The sequence below is a fragment of the Variovorax sp. Soil_C_12 genome (assembly GCF_057657375.1).
This window is the reverse complement of record NZ_JBDGIO010000009.1, coordinates 46,437-59,530: the sequence shown is the minus strand read 5'-3', so window position 1 is coordinate 59,530 and position 13,094 is coordinate 46,437. Positions and strand designations below refer to the sequence as shown.

The 13,094-nt window shown below is 69.5% G+C and carries 13 protein-coding genes; 1 reads left to right on the top strand and 12 read right to left on the bottom strand.

The window, feature by feature from the left end; translation table 11 throughout:
- The first annotated feature begins 69 nt into the window (after window positions 1-69).
- Window positions 70-1,179, top strand: a complete 1,110-nt coding sequence (locus tag AC3A6X_RS23040; RefSeq protein WP_487844390.1) for an ABC transporter substrate-binding protein — start codon at window positions 70-72, stop codon at window positions 1,177-1,179.
- A 23-nt stretch (window positions 1,180-1,202) separates the two neighbouring features.
- On the opposite strand, the gene AC3A6X_RS23035 is transcribed toward AC3A6X_RS23040, so the two are convergent.
- The 12 genes from AC3A6X_RS23035 to AC3A6X_RS22980 form a co-directional block, all read right to left on the bottom strand.
- On the bottom strand, window positions 1,203-1,379 hold the full coding sequence (locus AC3A6X_RS23035) for a hypothetical protein (RefSeq protein ID WP_487844389.1): 177 nt from the start codon (window positions 1,377-1,379) through the stop codon (window positions 1,203-1,205).
- Window positions 1,380-1,471: 92 nt separating this feature from the next.
- The gene (locus AC3A6X_RS23030) at window positions 1,472-3,166 is read right to left on the bottom strand and encodes an MFS transporter (protein ID WP_487844388.1); all 1,695 of its coding nucleotides are present in this window, start codon (window positions 3,164-3,166) and stop codon (window positions 1,472-1,474) included.
- Between the two features lie 140 nt (window positions 3,167-3,306).
- Window positions 3,307-3,951 carry a 2-hydroxychromene-2-carboxylate isomerase gene (locus AC3A6X_RS23025; protein ID WP_487844387.1) on the bottom strand — a complete coding sequence of 215 codons (645 nt, stop codon included), beginning with the start codon at window positions 3,949-3,951 and terminating at the stop codon, window positions 3,307-3,309.
- Window positions 3,948-4,205 carry a DUF1289 domain-containing protein gene (locus AC3A6X_RS23020; RefSeq protein WP_487844386.1) on the bottom strand — a complete coding sequence of 86 codons (258 nt, stop codon included), beginning with the start codon at window positions 4,203-4,205 and terminating at the stop codon, window positions 3,948-3,950. The genes AC3A6X_RS23025 and AC3A6X_RS23020 overlap by 4 nt, the downstream gene beginning before the upstream one ends.
- Window positions 4,202-4,693 (bottom strand): YbaK/EbsC family protein, encoded by a 492-nt coding sequence (locus tag AC3A6X_RS23015; RefSeq protein ID WP_487844385.1) that lies wholly within the window; start codon window positions 4,691-4,693, stop codon window positions 4,202-4,204. Before AC3A6X_RS23015 ends, AC3A6X_RS23020 begins: the two co-directional genes overlap by 4 nt.
- On the bottom strand, window positions 4,693-5,613 hold the full coding sequence (locus AC3A6X_RS23010) for a hydroxymethylglutaryl-CoA lyase (RefSeq protein WP_487844384.1): 921 nt from the start codon (window positions 5,611-5,613) through the stop codon (window positions 4,693-4,695). The genes AC3A6X_RS23015 and AC3A6X_RS23010 overlap by 1 nt, the downstream gene beginning before the upstream one ends.
- Window positions 5,614-5,640: 27 nt before the next feature.
- Window positions 5,641-6,570 carry a 2-hydroxyacid dehydrogenase gene (locus tag AC3A6X_RS23005; RefSeq protein ID WP_487844383.1) on the bottom strand — a complete coding sequence of 310 codons (930 nt, stop codon included), beginning with the start codon at window positions 6,568-6,570 and terminating at the stop codon, window positions 5,641-5,643.
- Window positions 6,571-6,580: 10 nt separating this feature from the next.
- Window positions 6,581-8,578 (bottom strand): acetyl-CoA carboxylase biotin carboxylase subunit, encoded by a 1,998-nt coding sequence (locus AC3A6X_RS23000; protein WP_487844382.1) that lies wholly within the window; start codon window positions 8,576-8,578, stop codon window positions 6,581-6,583.
- Window positions 8,579-8,610: 32 nt separating this feature from the next.
- Complete coding sequence (bioB, locus tag AC3A6X_RS22995) at window positions 8,611-9,612, bottom strand: biotin synthase BioB (RefSeq protein ID WP_487844381.1); 1,002 nt, start codon at window positions 9,610-9,612, stop codon at window positions 8,611-8,613.
- A gap of 26 nt (window positions 9,613-9,638) precedes the next feature.
- Window positions 9,639-10,331 (bottom strand): dethiobiotin synthase, encoded by a 693-nt coding sequence (bioD, locus tag AC3A6X_RS22990; protein WP_487844538.1) that lies wholly within the window; start codon window positions 10,329-10,331, stop codon window positions 9,639-9,641.
- A gap of 2 nt (window positions 10,332-10,333) precedes the next feature.
- Complete coding sequence (bioF, locus tag AC3A6X_RS22985; protein ID WP_487844380.1) at window positions 10,334-11,566, bottom strand: 8-amino-7-oxononanoate synthase; 1,233 nt, start codon at window positions 11,564-11,566, stop codon at window positions 10,334-10,336.
- Window positions 11,550-12,944, bottom strand: a complete 1,395-nt coding sequence (locus tag AC3A6X_RS22980; RefSeq protein ID WP_487844537.1) for an adenosylmethionine--8-amino-7-oxononanoate transaminase — start codon at window positions 12,942-12,944, stop codon at window positions 11,550-11,552. The genes bioF and AC3A6X_RS22980 overlap by 17 nt, the downstream gene beginning before the upstream one ends.
- Between the last annotated feature and the right edge of the window lie 150 nt (window positions 12,945-13,094).

Here is a 13,094-nt window from a genome sequence, read left to right as displayed (position 1 = left end):
ACCGGCTGCCAGCGGTGACTAAATGGACGGCGCTTTTGCCTACATCGAACGTATTCAGGAGAAGATTTCATGCACATGCGTCTGCTCTGCGCGGCCGCCCTGTTGGCGCTGGCCAGCGCCCATGCCACAGCCCAGATCCTGGTCGGGCAGACCGCCGGCATCACCGGCTCCGTCGCCACCGGCGTCAACGAGACCATCTTCGGCGCGCAGCTCGCGATCGACGCCGCCAACGCGCAGGGCGGCGTTCACGGCGAGAAGATCGAGATGGTGCGCATGGACGACGGTTTCGACGTCAAGCGCGCCGGCGAGAACGCCCGCGTGCTGATCGAGGAGAAGAAGGTGGTGGCGCTCTTCATGAGCCGCGGCACGCCGCACTCGCAGGCCATCATCCCGTGGATCGACAAGCACGGCGTGGCCCTGATCGGCCCCTCCACCGGCGCCATGGTCCTGCACCGGCCGCTGCAGAAGCATGTGTTCAACGTGCGCGCCACCTACCAGCGCGAGGCCGAGAAGGCGGTGGCGCATCTGCTGACCACCGGCCTCGAGCGGATCGCGGTGGTGCACGTCTCCGACTCCTTCGGGCAGGACGGGCTGGAAGGGGCCATGACCGGCTTCGACAAGGCTAAGGCCAAGCCCGCGGTGGTGCTGTCCGCCGACCGCGACAAGCCCGACTACGCGGCCATCGTGCCGAAGCTCGCGGCCGCCCAGGCCCAGGCCGTGGTGTGGATCGCTTCCAGCACCGTGGTGGCCGAGGGCGTCAAGGCGCTGCGCGCGGCGGGCTCGGCGGCCCAGGTCGTCACGCTGTCCAACAACGCCTCCTCGGGCTTCATCAAGCAGTTGGGCGACACGAGCCGCGGCGTGATCGTGGCGCAGGTCTTTCCCAGCGAGCGCTCCATTGGCCACCCGATGGTCAAGGAGGCGCTGGCGCTGGTGCGCGCCAAGGGCCAGCAGGAGCTGTCGCCGGCCGCGCTCGAGGGCTACGCCTCGGCCAAGGTGCTGGTCGAGGCCCTGCGTCGCGCCGGCCCGAAGCCGACCCGGGCCCGGGTGCTCACGGCGTTGGAGGGCCTGCGCGACTTCGACCTCGGCGGCGGGCTGGTGGTGAGCTACTCGACGCAGGACCACTCGGGCATCGACTTCGCCGATCTTTCGATCATCAGCGACGGGAAGTTCAAGCGCTGAGCGGGCGCGGCGACGCCTTCTCCCTACTTGGATGCGGCGGGCGCCGCAGGCTCCGGCGCGTGCGTGGCATCCCCGCCGTGCTTCTCGCCCGACATGTCAGCCTTGTCCCCCGCCTGCATGAGCACGAAGAGCGAAATGGCGGCGAAGATGACGAAGCCGATGGCTAATTTCCACATGGTCTGAATCTCCTGGATGTTCAACGAAAAAGCCTCGCGCCATGGACACGGCACGAGGCCTCTTTGTTGAACAAAGGGCCGGGGCCCTTTGCTCCGATCAGGCTCGGCAGGCGAGCCTAGTCGTTGGCGTAGATGTCGACGTCCTTGGTCTCGCGGATGAACAGGGTGCCGATCACCAGCGTCATGCCCGCGATGATGATCGGGTACCAGAGGCCGTTGTACATGTTGCCGGTGGAGGCCACGATCGCGAACGCCGTGGTCGGCAGCAGGCCGCCGAACCAGCCGTTGCCGATGTGGTACGGCAGGCTCATCGAGGTGTAGCGGATGCGCGTCGGGAACAGCTCGACCAGCATGGCGGCGATCGGGCCGTAGACCATGGTGACCAGGATCACCAGGTAGGTCAGCAGCACCACCACCATCAGCTTGTTCATCTTGGCGGGATCGGCCTTGGCCGGGTAGCCCGCGGCCTTCAGGTCGTCGGCCACGCCCTTCTTGAAGGCGGCGATCTGCTTGGCCGAGGCTTCGTCGAACTTGTGGTTGACCACGTTGCCGATCGGCGCCTCCACGGTCTTGTCGCCGATCTTGACGACGGCCTTGGAGCCGGGCGCGCCTTCGACGTTGTCGTAGCTCACCGAGTTCTGCACCAGGTAGCGCTTGGCGATGTCGCAGGAGCTCCTGAAGTCGATCTCGCGCGCCACCGGGTTGCCCTGGAAGGAGCATGACTTGGGATCGGCCGTCACCGTCACGCCGGCGCTGGCCTGGGCCTTGGCCAGGTCGGGGTTGGCGTACTCGGTCAGCATCTTGAAGACCGGGAAGTAGGTCACCACGGCCAGCAGGCAGCCGGCCATGATGATCGGCTTGCGGCCGATCTTGTCGGACAGCGTGCCGAAGATCACGAAGAAGGGCGTGCCGATCAGCAGCGCGGCCGCGATCATCAGGTTGGCGGTGGTGACGTCCACCTTGAGCTGCTGCGTCAGGAAGAAGAGCGCGTAGAACTGGCCCGAGTACCACACCACGGCCTGGCCGGCGGTCAGGCCGATCAGCGCCAGGATCACGATCTTGAGGTTCTTCCACTGGCCGAAGGACTCGGCGAGCGGCGCCTTCGAGGTCTTGCCCTCGGCCTTCATCCGCTGGAAGGCCGGCGATTCGGACAGCGACAGGCGAATCCACACCGAGATCGCCAGCAGCGCGATCGAGACCAGGAAAGGCACGCGCCAGCCCCAGGCGCCGAAGGCCTCCTCGCCGAGCCAGGTGCGCACGCCGAGGATCACGATCAGGCTCAGGAACAGGCCCAGCGTCGCCGTGGTCTGGATCCACGAGGTGTAGGCACCGCGCTTGCCGTGCGGCGAATGCTCGGCCACGTAGGTGGCGGCACCGCCGTACTCGCCGCCGAGGGCCAGGCCCTGCAGCATGCGCAGCGCGATCAGGATCACGGGCGCTGCCACGCCGATGGTCGCGTAGCTGGGCAGGAGGCCGACGATGAAGGTCGACAGGCCCATGATCAGGATGGTCACCAGGAAGGTGTACTTGCGCCCGATCATGTCGCCCAGGCGGCCGAACACGATGGCGCCGAAGGGCCGCACCAGGAAGCCGGCCGCGAAGGCCAGCAGCGCGAAAATGAAGGCCGCGCCGGCATCCAGGCCGCTGAAGAACTGCTTGGCGATGATCGCCGCCAGCGAACCGTAGAGATAGAAGTCGTACCACTCGAACACGGTGCCGAGCGACGAAGCGAAGATGACCTTCTTCTCCTCCGCGGACATGGGACGGGGGGCGCTGCGTGGCGCTCCCCGTGAATCAAGTGTGGCTGCCATTGCGTCTTCTCCTAGTTAATCCCACGGCGTGGGGCGTGGTGGATTCTTGGAGCGGCGACTGACCCAGGGCTTTCGCGAAACTGAACCGATGCTGACGATTTAAGGTGAAACCCGCAGCGCGCGTTTCAAGCTGTAAGAAATCAGCGATTGCTGCTGCGCAACAGCGCGGGGCGCCGGGGCGCGCCCTCCCAGTCCGGGCCGTCGAACCAGGTATTGCCGCGCAGATAGTCGCGCAGCATGGCCAGGCCGTCGAAGCCCCAGAACTGGCGGCCGTCGACCTCGCAGGTGGGCACACCAAAGACGCCGCGCGCGATGGCCTCGTCGGTGTTGGCCTTGAGACGGGCCTTGACCTCTTCGCCGCCGGCTTCGCGCTGCAGCCGCAGCCGCGCGGCGAGCGCGGCCAGCCGTGCGGCATCGCCCGCATCGCCACCGCCCTGCCAGACTTCGCGAAAGATCGTCTCGGCGACGTGGCGGTTGATGTCGCCGTCGGTGGTGGTGGCGAGCGCGAGCCGCAGGTGCGGCAGCGGGTCGTAGGGATGGGAGGCCGGCAGCTCGACCGCGATGCCGTGCGCCTGGCCGAGCCACAGCACGTGGCGGTAGGTCCAGGACCGCTTCGCCGGGATCTCGGCCGGCCCGAGCTGGCCGTGGTGCTTCAGCAGCGCGCCCAGCAATACCGGCCGGTAGGCCACGCTGTAGCTCAGCCCTTCGAGCGCCTGCGGCAGCTGCTCGAAGGCCAGGTAGGCGTAGGGCGAGATGAAGTCGAGATGGAAGGTGATGTGCTTCATGGCCGGTCTTCTCCCGCGTTGTTCAAGAAGCCCGCATCCGCGCGCAGCTCGATGGCCCGCCAGACGCTGCGCTTGGTCGCATCGTCCATGCTGCTCCACGCCGCGATCTCGTCGAGGGTGCGCAGGCAGCCTTCGCAGAAGCCGCTGGCCGGGTCCATGCGGCAGATGGAAATGCAGGGCGAGGGCACGTCGCGTGCCGCGTCGCGCGCGGCGACGGCGCGATCGGCCAGGGGATGGAGTGCATCCCCGCTCACACCACGTCCGCGACCGGCGCGCCGGTCAGCGTCTCGAGCTCCTGCGGGCGCAGCTGCACCACCGCATGCGGATGGCCGGCCGCCGCCCAGACTTCGTCGAAGCGGAACAGCTCGCGGTCGATCAGCATCACCGGCGCCGTCGCATGCGCGAAAGGCGAGACGCCGCCGATCGAGAAGCCGGTCGTGCGCTTGACGAAGTCGGCATCGGCGCGGCCCAGCTTGCCGCCGACCAGCGCTTCGACCTTCTTCTCGTCCACCCGCTTGTCGCCGGAAGTCACGACCAGCACCGCCGCCTCGTCGCTCTTGCGGCGGAACACGATGCTCTTGGCGATCTGCGCCACCGAGATGCCCAGCGCATCGGCCGCCTGCTGCGCGGTGCGGCAGGCGTCGTCGAGCATGCGCGGGGCATGGGGATGGCCCCGGTGCTGGAGCAGTCGCGCCACGCGCTGCACGCCTTCGGGAAGGCCGTTGACCTCGGCGCCGCACATCAGCCTGTCCTCTTAATACGGATGGCCTTCGAGACGCGCGAGTTCGGCTCGCGGCCCAGCGCCTGGTTGATGTAGACGCCGGCGTCGATGAGCTTGTCGAGATCGATGCCGGTCTCGATGCCCATGCCGTGCAGCATGTAGACCACGTCCTCGGTCGCGACGTTGCCGGTCGCGCCCTTGGCGAAGGGGCAGCCGCCCAGGCCGCCGACCGAGGTGTCGAACTGCCACACGCCCAGCTCCAGGCTGGCGAGCGTGTTGGAGAGCGCCTGGCCGTAGGTGTCGTGGAAGTGGCCGGAGATGTCGTCGATGCCGTAGTGCGCGAGCGTCGCCTCCAGCGCGCGCCGCACCTTCAGCGGCGTGCCGACGCCGATGGTGTCGGCCACGCCGACGTGCTGCACGCCGATGTCCTTCATCAGCCTCGCCAACATGCCGACCCGCTCGGGCGCGATCTCGCCCTCGTAGGGGCAGCCCACCGTGCAGGACATGGCGCCGCGCACGTAAATGCCCTTCTCGCGCGCCGCCTCGGCCACCGGCCGGAAGCGCTCGATGCTCTCGGCGATCGAGCAGTTGATGTTCTTCTGGCTGAAGGCCTCGCTGGCCGCGCCGAAGACCACGATCTCGTCGGGCCACTCCTCGCGCGGCGCGGCAATCGCGGCCTCGAAGCCCTTCATGTTGGGCGTGAGCACCGAGTAGCGCACGCCGGGCTGGCGCCGGAGGCCGTGCATCACCTCCGCGTTGTCGGCCATCTGCGGCACCCACTTGGGGCTGACGAAACTGGTGACCTCGATCTCCTTGAGGCCGGCCTCCTGCAGGCGATGGACCAGGCCGATCTTGACCTCGGCAGGCACCGCCTGCTTTTCGTTCTGCAGGCCGTCGCGCGGGCCGACATCGACGAGCTTGACGCGGGGTGGGAGTTTCATGGCTTGGCTTCTCGTGAGGGGCAGGTTTCAGTATCCGCGCTTCGGATCGACCACGCCGGCGACGGGCTCACCGCGCTCGATCGCCAGGATCTTGCGGGCGATCTGCGCGACGGAGGCGCCGCGCACCGTGCGTGCCGAACCGTGCGGCGTGACCGTGATCTTCGGATGGCGCCAGAAGGGATGCTCGGCGGGCAACGGCTCGACCTCGAAGACATCGAGGGTCGCGCCGGCGAGCTGGCCGCTGTCGAGCAGCGGAATCAGCTCGGCCTCGACCAGGTGCGCGCCGCGCGCCACGTTGATGAGGTAGCCGCCCGGCTTGCCGCCGTTCAGGCGCGACAGCGTCTGGCGGTTGAGGATGCCGCGCGTGGACTCGGTCAGCGGCAACAGGTTGACCAGCACGCGGGTGGCGCCGAGGAAGGCGTCGAACTGTTCCTCGCCCGCGAAGCAGCGCAGGCCGTCGATCGCCTTGGGCGAGCGGCTCCAGCCGTTGATCGGGAACTCGAACTGCGCGATGGCCTTCGCCACGCGCTCGCCCAGCACGCCCAGGCCCATCACCCCGACGGGGAAGTCCTCGCGCTCCTGCGGCTTGCGAAAGCCCCAGCGGCCCTCGCGCGCATCGGCCTCGTAGAGATCGAACTCGCGGAAATGACGGATCAGCGCATGGCACACGTACTCGGCCATCTGCACCGACATCCCGGCGTCGTCCAAGCGCACGACCAGGGCCTGGGGCGGCAGCCTGAGCTTGAGCAGCGCGTCGACGCCCGCGCCGATGTTGAAGATGCCGCGAAGCCCCGGCTGCTCGTCCATGAAGGCCTGCGGCGGCGACCAGACCACGGCGTGGTCGGCTTGCGGCGCGCCCGGGGTCCAGTTCTGCACGTCGGCGCCGGGCAGGGCTGCGCGCAGGCCCTCGATCCAGGCGTCGGGGCGGTTGTCGGTGAGGCAGACGGTGATTCGCATGCCCGCAAGCTTAAGCCGCAATGCGAAGCAGCTCCGCGCCCTCGGCCACCTGGTCGCCGGGCACGTAGAGCAACTCTTCCACGGTGCCGTCCGCCGGCGCGGCGATGGTGTGCTCCATCTTCATGGCCTCCATCACCGCCAGCGCCTGGCCGCGACTGACCTTGTCGCCGGCCTTGACGGCGAAGGACACGACCTTGCCCGGCATGGGCGCGGTGAGGCGGCCGGCTTCAGCGTGCGTGTCGCCGGCATGGGCCAGGCGGTCCACCGCCACGATGCGGGTCGCGCCCTCGGGGGCGAAGACATGGGTCGCGGCGCCTTCCTCGTACACGTTCAAGGTGCGCCGCAGACCGTTGAACTGGAGCTCGATCTCGCCCGTGGGGAACTGGCCAGTCTCGAGCGCGCCCTCGACGCCGCCGACCTGCAGCCACAGGCTGCCGTCGCGCCGGTAGGTCAGGAGCGCCTGCTGCGCCTCGCCGCGGAACTCGAAGTCGAAGCGGCGCTGGTACTCGCCGAGGCCGCGCCAGCCGTCGCGGCGCGCGTAGGGCTCCGAGGGCGTCGCCGAAGACCGCTCGGCGATCAGCGTGCGCACGATGGAAGACGCCGCCGCCAGCGGGAGACCCAGCGGCTCGCGGTCGAAGAGCACCGCGCGCTCGCGCTCGATCAGCGCGGTGTCGAGCTTGGCATGGGCGAACGAGTCGGTGCGCAGGATGCCTCGGAGGAATTGCACGTTGGTCGCAACGCCCACGATGTGCATCTGCGCCAGCGCCTGGTCGAGCCGCGCCAGCGCTTCCTCGCGTGTCGTGCCGTGCACGATCAGCTTGGCGATCATCGAGTCGTAGAAGGGCGAGATCGGATCGCCCTCGCGCACGCCGTCGTCGATGCGCACGCGGCTGCGCTGGAAGGCCGTGGCGTGAGGCTTGCGGTAGACGCGCAGCGTGCCGGTGGCAGGCAGGAAATTGTTGTCGGGGTTCTCGGCGCAGATGCGCGCCTCGATGGCATGGCCGTTGATCTGCAGCTGCTCCTGCTTCAAGGGCAGCGGCTCGCCGGAGGCCACGCGCAATTGCCACTCGACCAGGTCCAGCCCGGTGATCGCCTCGGTGACCGGATGCTCCACCTGGAGGCGGGTGTTCATCTCCATGAAGAAGAAATTCATGGAGCCATCGTTGCGCTGCTCGACGATGAACTCCACCGTGCCCGCGCCCACGTACTTCACCGCACGCGCCGCGGCCACCGCGGCCTCGCCCATCTCGCGGCGCATGGCGTCCGTCATGCCCGGCGCCGGCGCTTCCTCCAGCACCTTCTGATGGCGCCGCTGCACCGAGCAGTCGCGCTCGAACAGGTAGACGTAGTTGCCCTGCGTGTCGCCGAAGACCTGGATCTCGATGTGGCGCGGGCGCTGCACGTACTTCTCGACCAGCACCGCGTCGTCGCCGAAGCTGTTGATGGCCTCGCGCTGGCAGGAGGCGAGCGCGGCAGCGAAGTCGGCGTGCTTCTCGACCACCCGCATGCCCTTGCCACCGCCGCCGGCGCTGGCCTTGATCAGCACGGGGTAGCCGATGCGCTCGGCCTCGCGCGCCAGCAGCGCCGGGTCCTGGTCCTTGCCGTGGTAGCCGGGCACCAGCGGCACGCCGGCCTTCTCCATCAGCTGCTTGGACTCGGCCTTCAGGCCCATGGCCTGGATGGCCGAGGGCGGCGGGCCGATGAAGACCAGGCCGGCCTCGGCGCAGGCGCGGGCGAAGTCTTCGTTCTCGCTCAGGAAGCCGTAGCCCGGATGCACGGCCTGCGCGCCGGTGGCCTTGGCGGCCTCCAGGATCTTCTCCCAGCGCAGGTAGCTGTCCTTGGGCGCGCTGCCGCCCAGGTACACCGACTCGTCGCAGGCGCGCACATGGTTGGCATGCGCGTCGGCGTCGGAGTAGACGGCGACCGTGCGGATGGCCATGCGGCGCGCCGTGGCGGCGACGCGGCAGGCAATCTCGCCGCGGTTGGCGATCAGGATCTTGTTGAACATGGGCTCGGCTTTCCTTCTTGGGGGGTGGAGGTTCAGGCGTCGCTTCGCATCCCGAGCCGCTCCAGCAGCGCGCGGTCCTTCGCGGCTTGCGGGTTGGCGGTGGTCAGCAGGCGATCGCCATAGAAGATCGAATTGGCACCGGCGAGGAAGCACAGCGACTGCAGCGCCTCGTCCATCTGCTCGCGCCCGGCCGACAGGCGCACCATGCTCTTGGGCATGGTGATGCGGGCGACGGCGATGGTGCGCACGAATTCGAAGGGGTCGAGCGGCTCGGTGCCGGCCAGCGGCGTGCCCTCGACCTGCACCAGGTTGTTGATGGGCACCGACTCGGGGTATGGGTCGAGGTTGGCCAGCTGCGCGATCAGGCCGGCTCGCTCCAGCCGCGATTCGCCCATGCCGACAATGCCGCCGCAGCACACATGCAGGCCGGCGTCGCGCACATGGCCGAGGGTGTCGAGGCGGTCCTGGTAGGTCCGGGTCGTGATGATCTTGTCGTAAAACTCGGGGGCGCTGTCGAGGTTGTGGTTGTAGTAGTCCAGGCCCGCGTCCGCCAGGCGCTGCGCCTGCTCGGCCTCGAGCATGCCGAGGGTCACGCAGGTCTCCAGGCCGAGCGCCTTGACGCCGCGCACCATCTCGATGACGGGCTCCAGGTGCCGTTCCTTCGGGCTGCGCCAGGCCGCGCCCATGCAGAAGCGGGTGGCGCCGTGGTCCTTCGCGGCCTGGGCGGCGGCGAGCACGTCGTCCAGCGCCATGAGCTTGTCGGCCTTCAGGCCGGTGTCGTGGTGCGCGCTCTGCGGGCAGTAGTCGCAGTCCTCCTCGCAGCCGCCGGTCTTGATCGACAGCAGGGTGGAGAGCTGCACGGTGTTGGCGTCGAAGTTCGCGCGATGCACCTGCTGCGCGCGGAACAGCAGGTCGTTGAAGGGCAGCTCGAAGAGGGCCGCGACGCTGTCGACGCGCCACTCGGCGCCGGTGGGAAGGGCGTGCTGCTGCGAGGCCGTGGCCTTGCGGTCGATGAAGCTGATGCTGTGTTCCATGAGCAAGAAAAGTTTCTGTGTCCGGTTCAGGCGGCCAGCGCCGCGGTGCTGCGCAGCGCGCCCAGGTCGAGATGGCGCGCAGCGAGGGCCGCCTGGGGCGAGGCCAGATGCGGCACCACGCCGAGCAGCGGCGCATCCAGGCGCGCGCGCAGGGTTAGCAGGTTGTCGTCGAAGGCCAGCATGCGCGGATCGATGGCGCTGCCGACCCAGCCGGCGAGCACGAGGCCGCGCGCGCGAATGGCCTCGGCCGTGAGCAGCGCATGGTTGAGGCAGCCGAGCCGCAGCCCCACCACGAGCACCACGGGCAGCCCCAGGGCCACGGCGAGATCGGCACTGTCGAAGTCGTCGGCCAGCGGCACGCGGAAGCCGCCCACGCCTTCGACGACCACCGCATCGGCCTGCCGTGCGAGCTGCGCGTAGGCCGAGAGCAGGGGTTGCAGGGCGATGCGCACGCCTTCGTTCTGGGCCGCCAGGTGCGGTGCCATTGGGGCGCGCAACAGATAGGGGCAGCGCAGCGCGAGCGGGGCTTCGACATTGCCGGCGGCCTGCAACCGCTCGACATCGTCGTTGCGCCAGGTGCCGTCGATGAGGTCCAGGCCCGCCGCCACGGGCTTCATGCCGACTGCGCGCAGGCCCGACGCCGTTAACGACGACAGCATCGCGCTGGCGACCAGCGTCTTGCCGACACCGGTGTCGGTGCCGGTGACGAAGCAGTGCATCGTCATGCGGCCTCCTTCCAGGGCTGGGCCAGCACCTGCCCCAGCGCATCGACCAGTCGCGCGACGTCGCCTTCGCCATGGCTGGCCGACAGCGCGATACGCAGGCGCGCCGTGCCGGCCGGCACGGTGGGCGGCCGGATCGCGCCGACCCGCAAGCCCAGGACGTCGAGCTGCGCCGACAGCCGCATCGCGCGTGCGTTGTCGCCCACGATCAGCGGCTGGATCGCGGTCGGCGAATCCGCCAGCCAGGCGCTGCCGTCGGAGGGCAGCACGCGCTGCAGACCCGTGCGCAGTTGCGCGATGCGCGCGTGCAGCTGCGCGCGGCGCCATGCACCCTCCTCGCCTTCGATCAGGTCCAGGCTGGCGAGCAGCGCATGGGCAATGGCCGGCGGCGCGGCGGTGGTGAAGATGTAGGGCCGCGCACGCTGCACCAGATAGTCGATCACGGTGCGATGCGCGGCCACGAAGGCGCCCGACACGCCGGCCGCCTTGCCGAGCGTGCCGATGAGGACGAGCCGCTCGGAGCGCAGGCCCGCCGCTTCCAGCACGCCGTGGCCTCGCGCGCCCAGCACGCCGAAGCCATGCGCATCGTCCAGCACCAGCCAGGCATCGTGGCGCTCGGCCAGCGCCAGCAGCCCGGCCACCGGCGCGATGTCGCCGTCCATGCTGAACACGGCATCGCTGACGATCAGCTTGACCGGCGCATTGCAGGCCGCGAGCTGCGCATCGAGCGCCTGCACGTCGCAGTGCGCATAGCGCTCCACGCGCGCCTTGGCCAGGCGCGCGCCGTCGATCAGCGAGGCATGGTTGAGCGTCTCCGAGAAGATCACCGCCTCGGTGCCGCCCAGCGCGGACAGCACCGCGAGGTTGGCCATGTAGCCGGTGCAGAAGAACAGGCTCTGCGCCTCGGGGATGTGCGGCACCATCCAGTCGGCCAGGCGCTCCTCCAGCTGCGCATGCGCGCGCGAGTGGCCGAGGATCAGGTGCGAGCCCCCGCTGCCCGCGCCGTAGCGCGACGCGCCTTCGGCCAGCGCGGCCGCCAGGGCCGGATGCGCGGCCAGGCCGAGGTAGTCGTTGCTGCTGAAGGCCAGCATGCTGCGCGGCGCCGCAGCGCCAGCCAGCGTGAGAAGCTGCTCGGGGGCGCAGGGCGTCTCGGCGATCAGCCGGCGGCGGCGCAGGGCGTGCGCGTCCAGCGTGGCGATCTCGTGCTGGAGGCGGTCAAGCAAGCGCGACATCGCGGGCCTCCCGGGCAGCATGTGGCGCGGCGACCGCGTCCAGGGTGGCGAGCGTGCCCTCGACGAGGCGATCGATCTCGTGGTCAGCGATCGCGTAGGGCGGCATCAGGTAGACGGTGCCGCCGATCGGGCGCATCAGCAGGCCCTGGTCGCGCGCGGCCAGATGGAAGCGCTCGGCGAAACGCTCGCCGGGCTCCCGCACGTCGAAGGCGGTGATCATGCCGCGCTGGCGCAGGTGCGCGACCGGGCGTGTGCCCAGCCCTTGCTGCAGCCGCCGCAGGATGCGCGCAGCCCGGGCGCGATTGCGGTTCAGCACGTCTTCGCGCTCGAACAGCTCGAGTGTGGCCAGCGCAGCGCGACAGGCCAGCGCATTGCCGGTGTAGGAATGCGAATGCAGGAAGCTGCGTGCCACGTCGTCGTCCACGAAGCTCTGGTAGATGGCCTCGCGCGCCATCACCAACGCCAGGGGCAGGTAGCCGCCGCTGATGCCCTTGGACAGGCACAGGAAGTCGGGCCAGATGCCGGCCTGCTCGCAGGCGAAGAAGCTGCCGGTGCGCCCACAGCCCACGGCGATCTCGTCGGCGATCAGGTGCACGCCGTACCGGTCGCACAGGGCGCGCACGAGGCGCAGGTACTCGGGGTCGTGCATCGCCATGCCGGCGGCGCACTGCACCAGCGGCTCGACGATCACGGCGGCGATGCTCTCGTGCTGCTCGGCGAGCAGCGCGCCGAGCGCATCGGCCGCGCGCCGCGCGACGGCGGCGGCGTCTTCGCCCGGCTGCGCGCCGCGCGCGTCGGGCGAAGGCACCAGATGCGCATCGCCCAGCAGCGGCGCATAGGCATCGCGGAAGACGGCGACATCGGTCACATGCAGCGCGCCCAGCGTCTCGCCGTGGTAGCCCTGGCGCAGCGCCACGAAGCGGCGCTTGCCGCCCCGGCCCGCATTGCGCCAGGCATGGAAGCTCATCTTCAGCGCGATCTCCACCGCCGAGGCGCCGTCGGAGGCGTAGAAGCAGTGGCCCAGCGCGCCGCCGGTCAGCGCGCACAGGCGCTCGGCCAGTTCGACCGCCGGGGCATGGGTGCAGCCCGCCAGCATCACGTGCGGCAGCGTGTCGAGCTGCGCCTTGAGCGCGGCATTGATGGCCGGATGCGCATGGCCGAACAGGTTGACCCACCAGGAGCTGGTGGCGTCCAGGTAGCGGCGGCCGTCATGGTCGATCAGCCAGACGCCTTCGCCGCGCGCGATCGGCAGCGGCGGCACGGCTTCGAGGCGGATGCTCTGGGTGCAGGGGTGCCACACATGGCGCCGGCTGCGCTGCTGCCAGTCGGCATTGCGCGATACGGCGGGTGGCGGATGGGACGGAGAAGCAGGACTCAGCACGGGTACGTTCCTCGTTCGATGGGGCTCGGGCCGCGCATCGTAGGCAGGCCGGCGTACCACCGCAATGCGGCGGTTGCCTGCGAGATGCACGCCGCTTGCGCGACGTTCGCTGCCGTACGAATCATCTTTGCCTCAACGTCGCGCAAC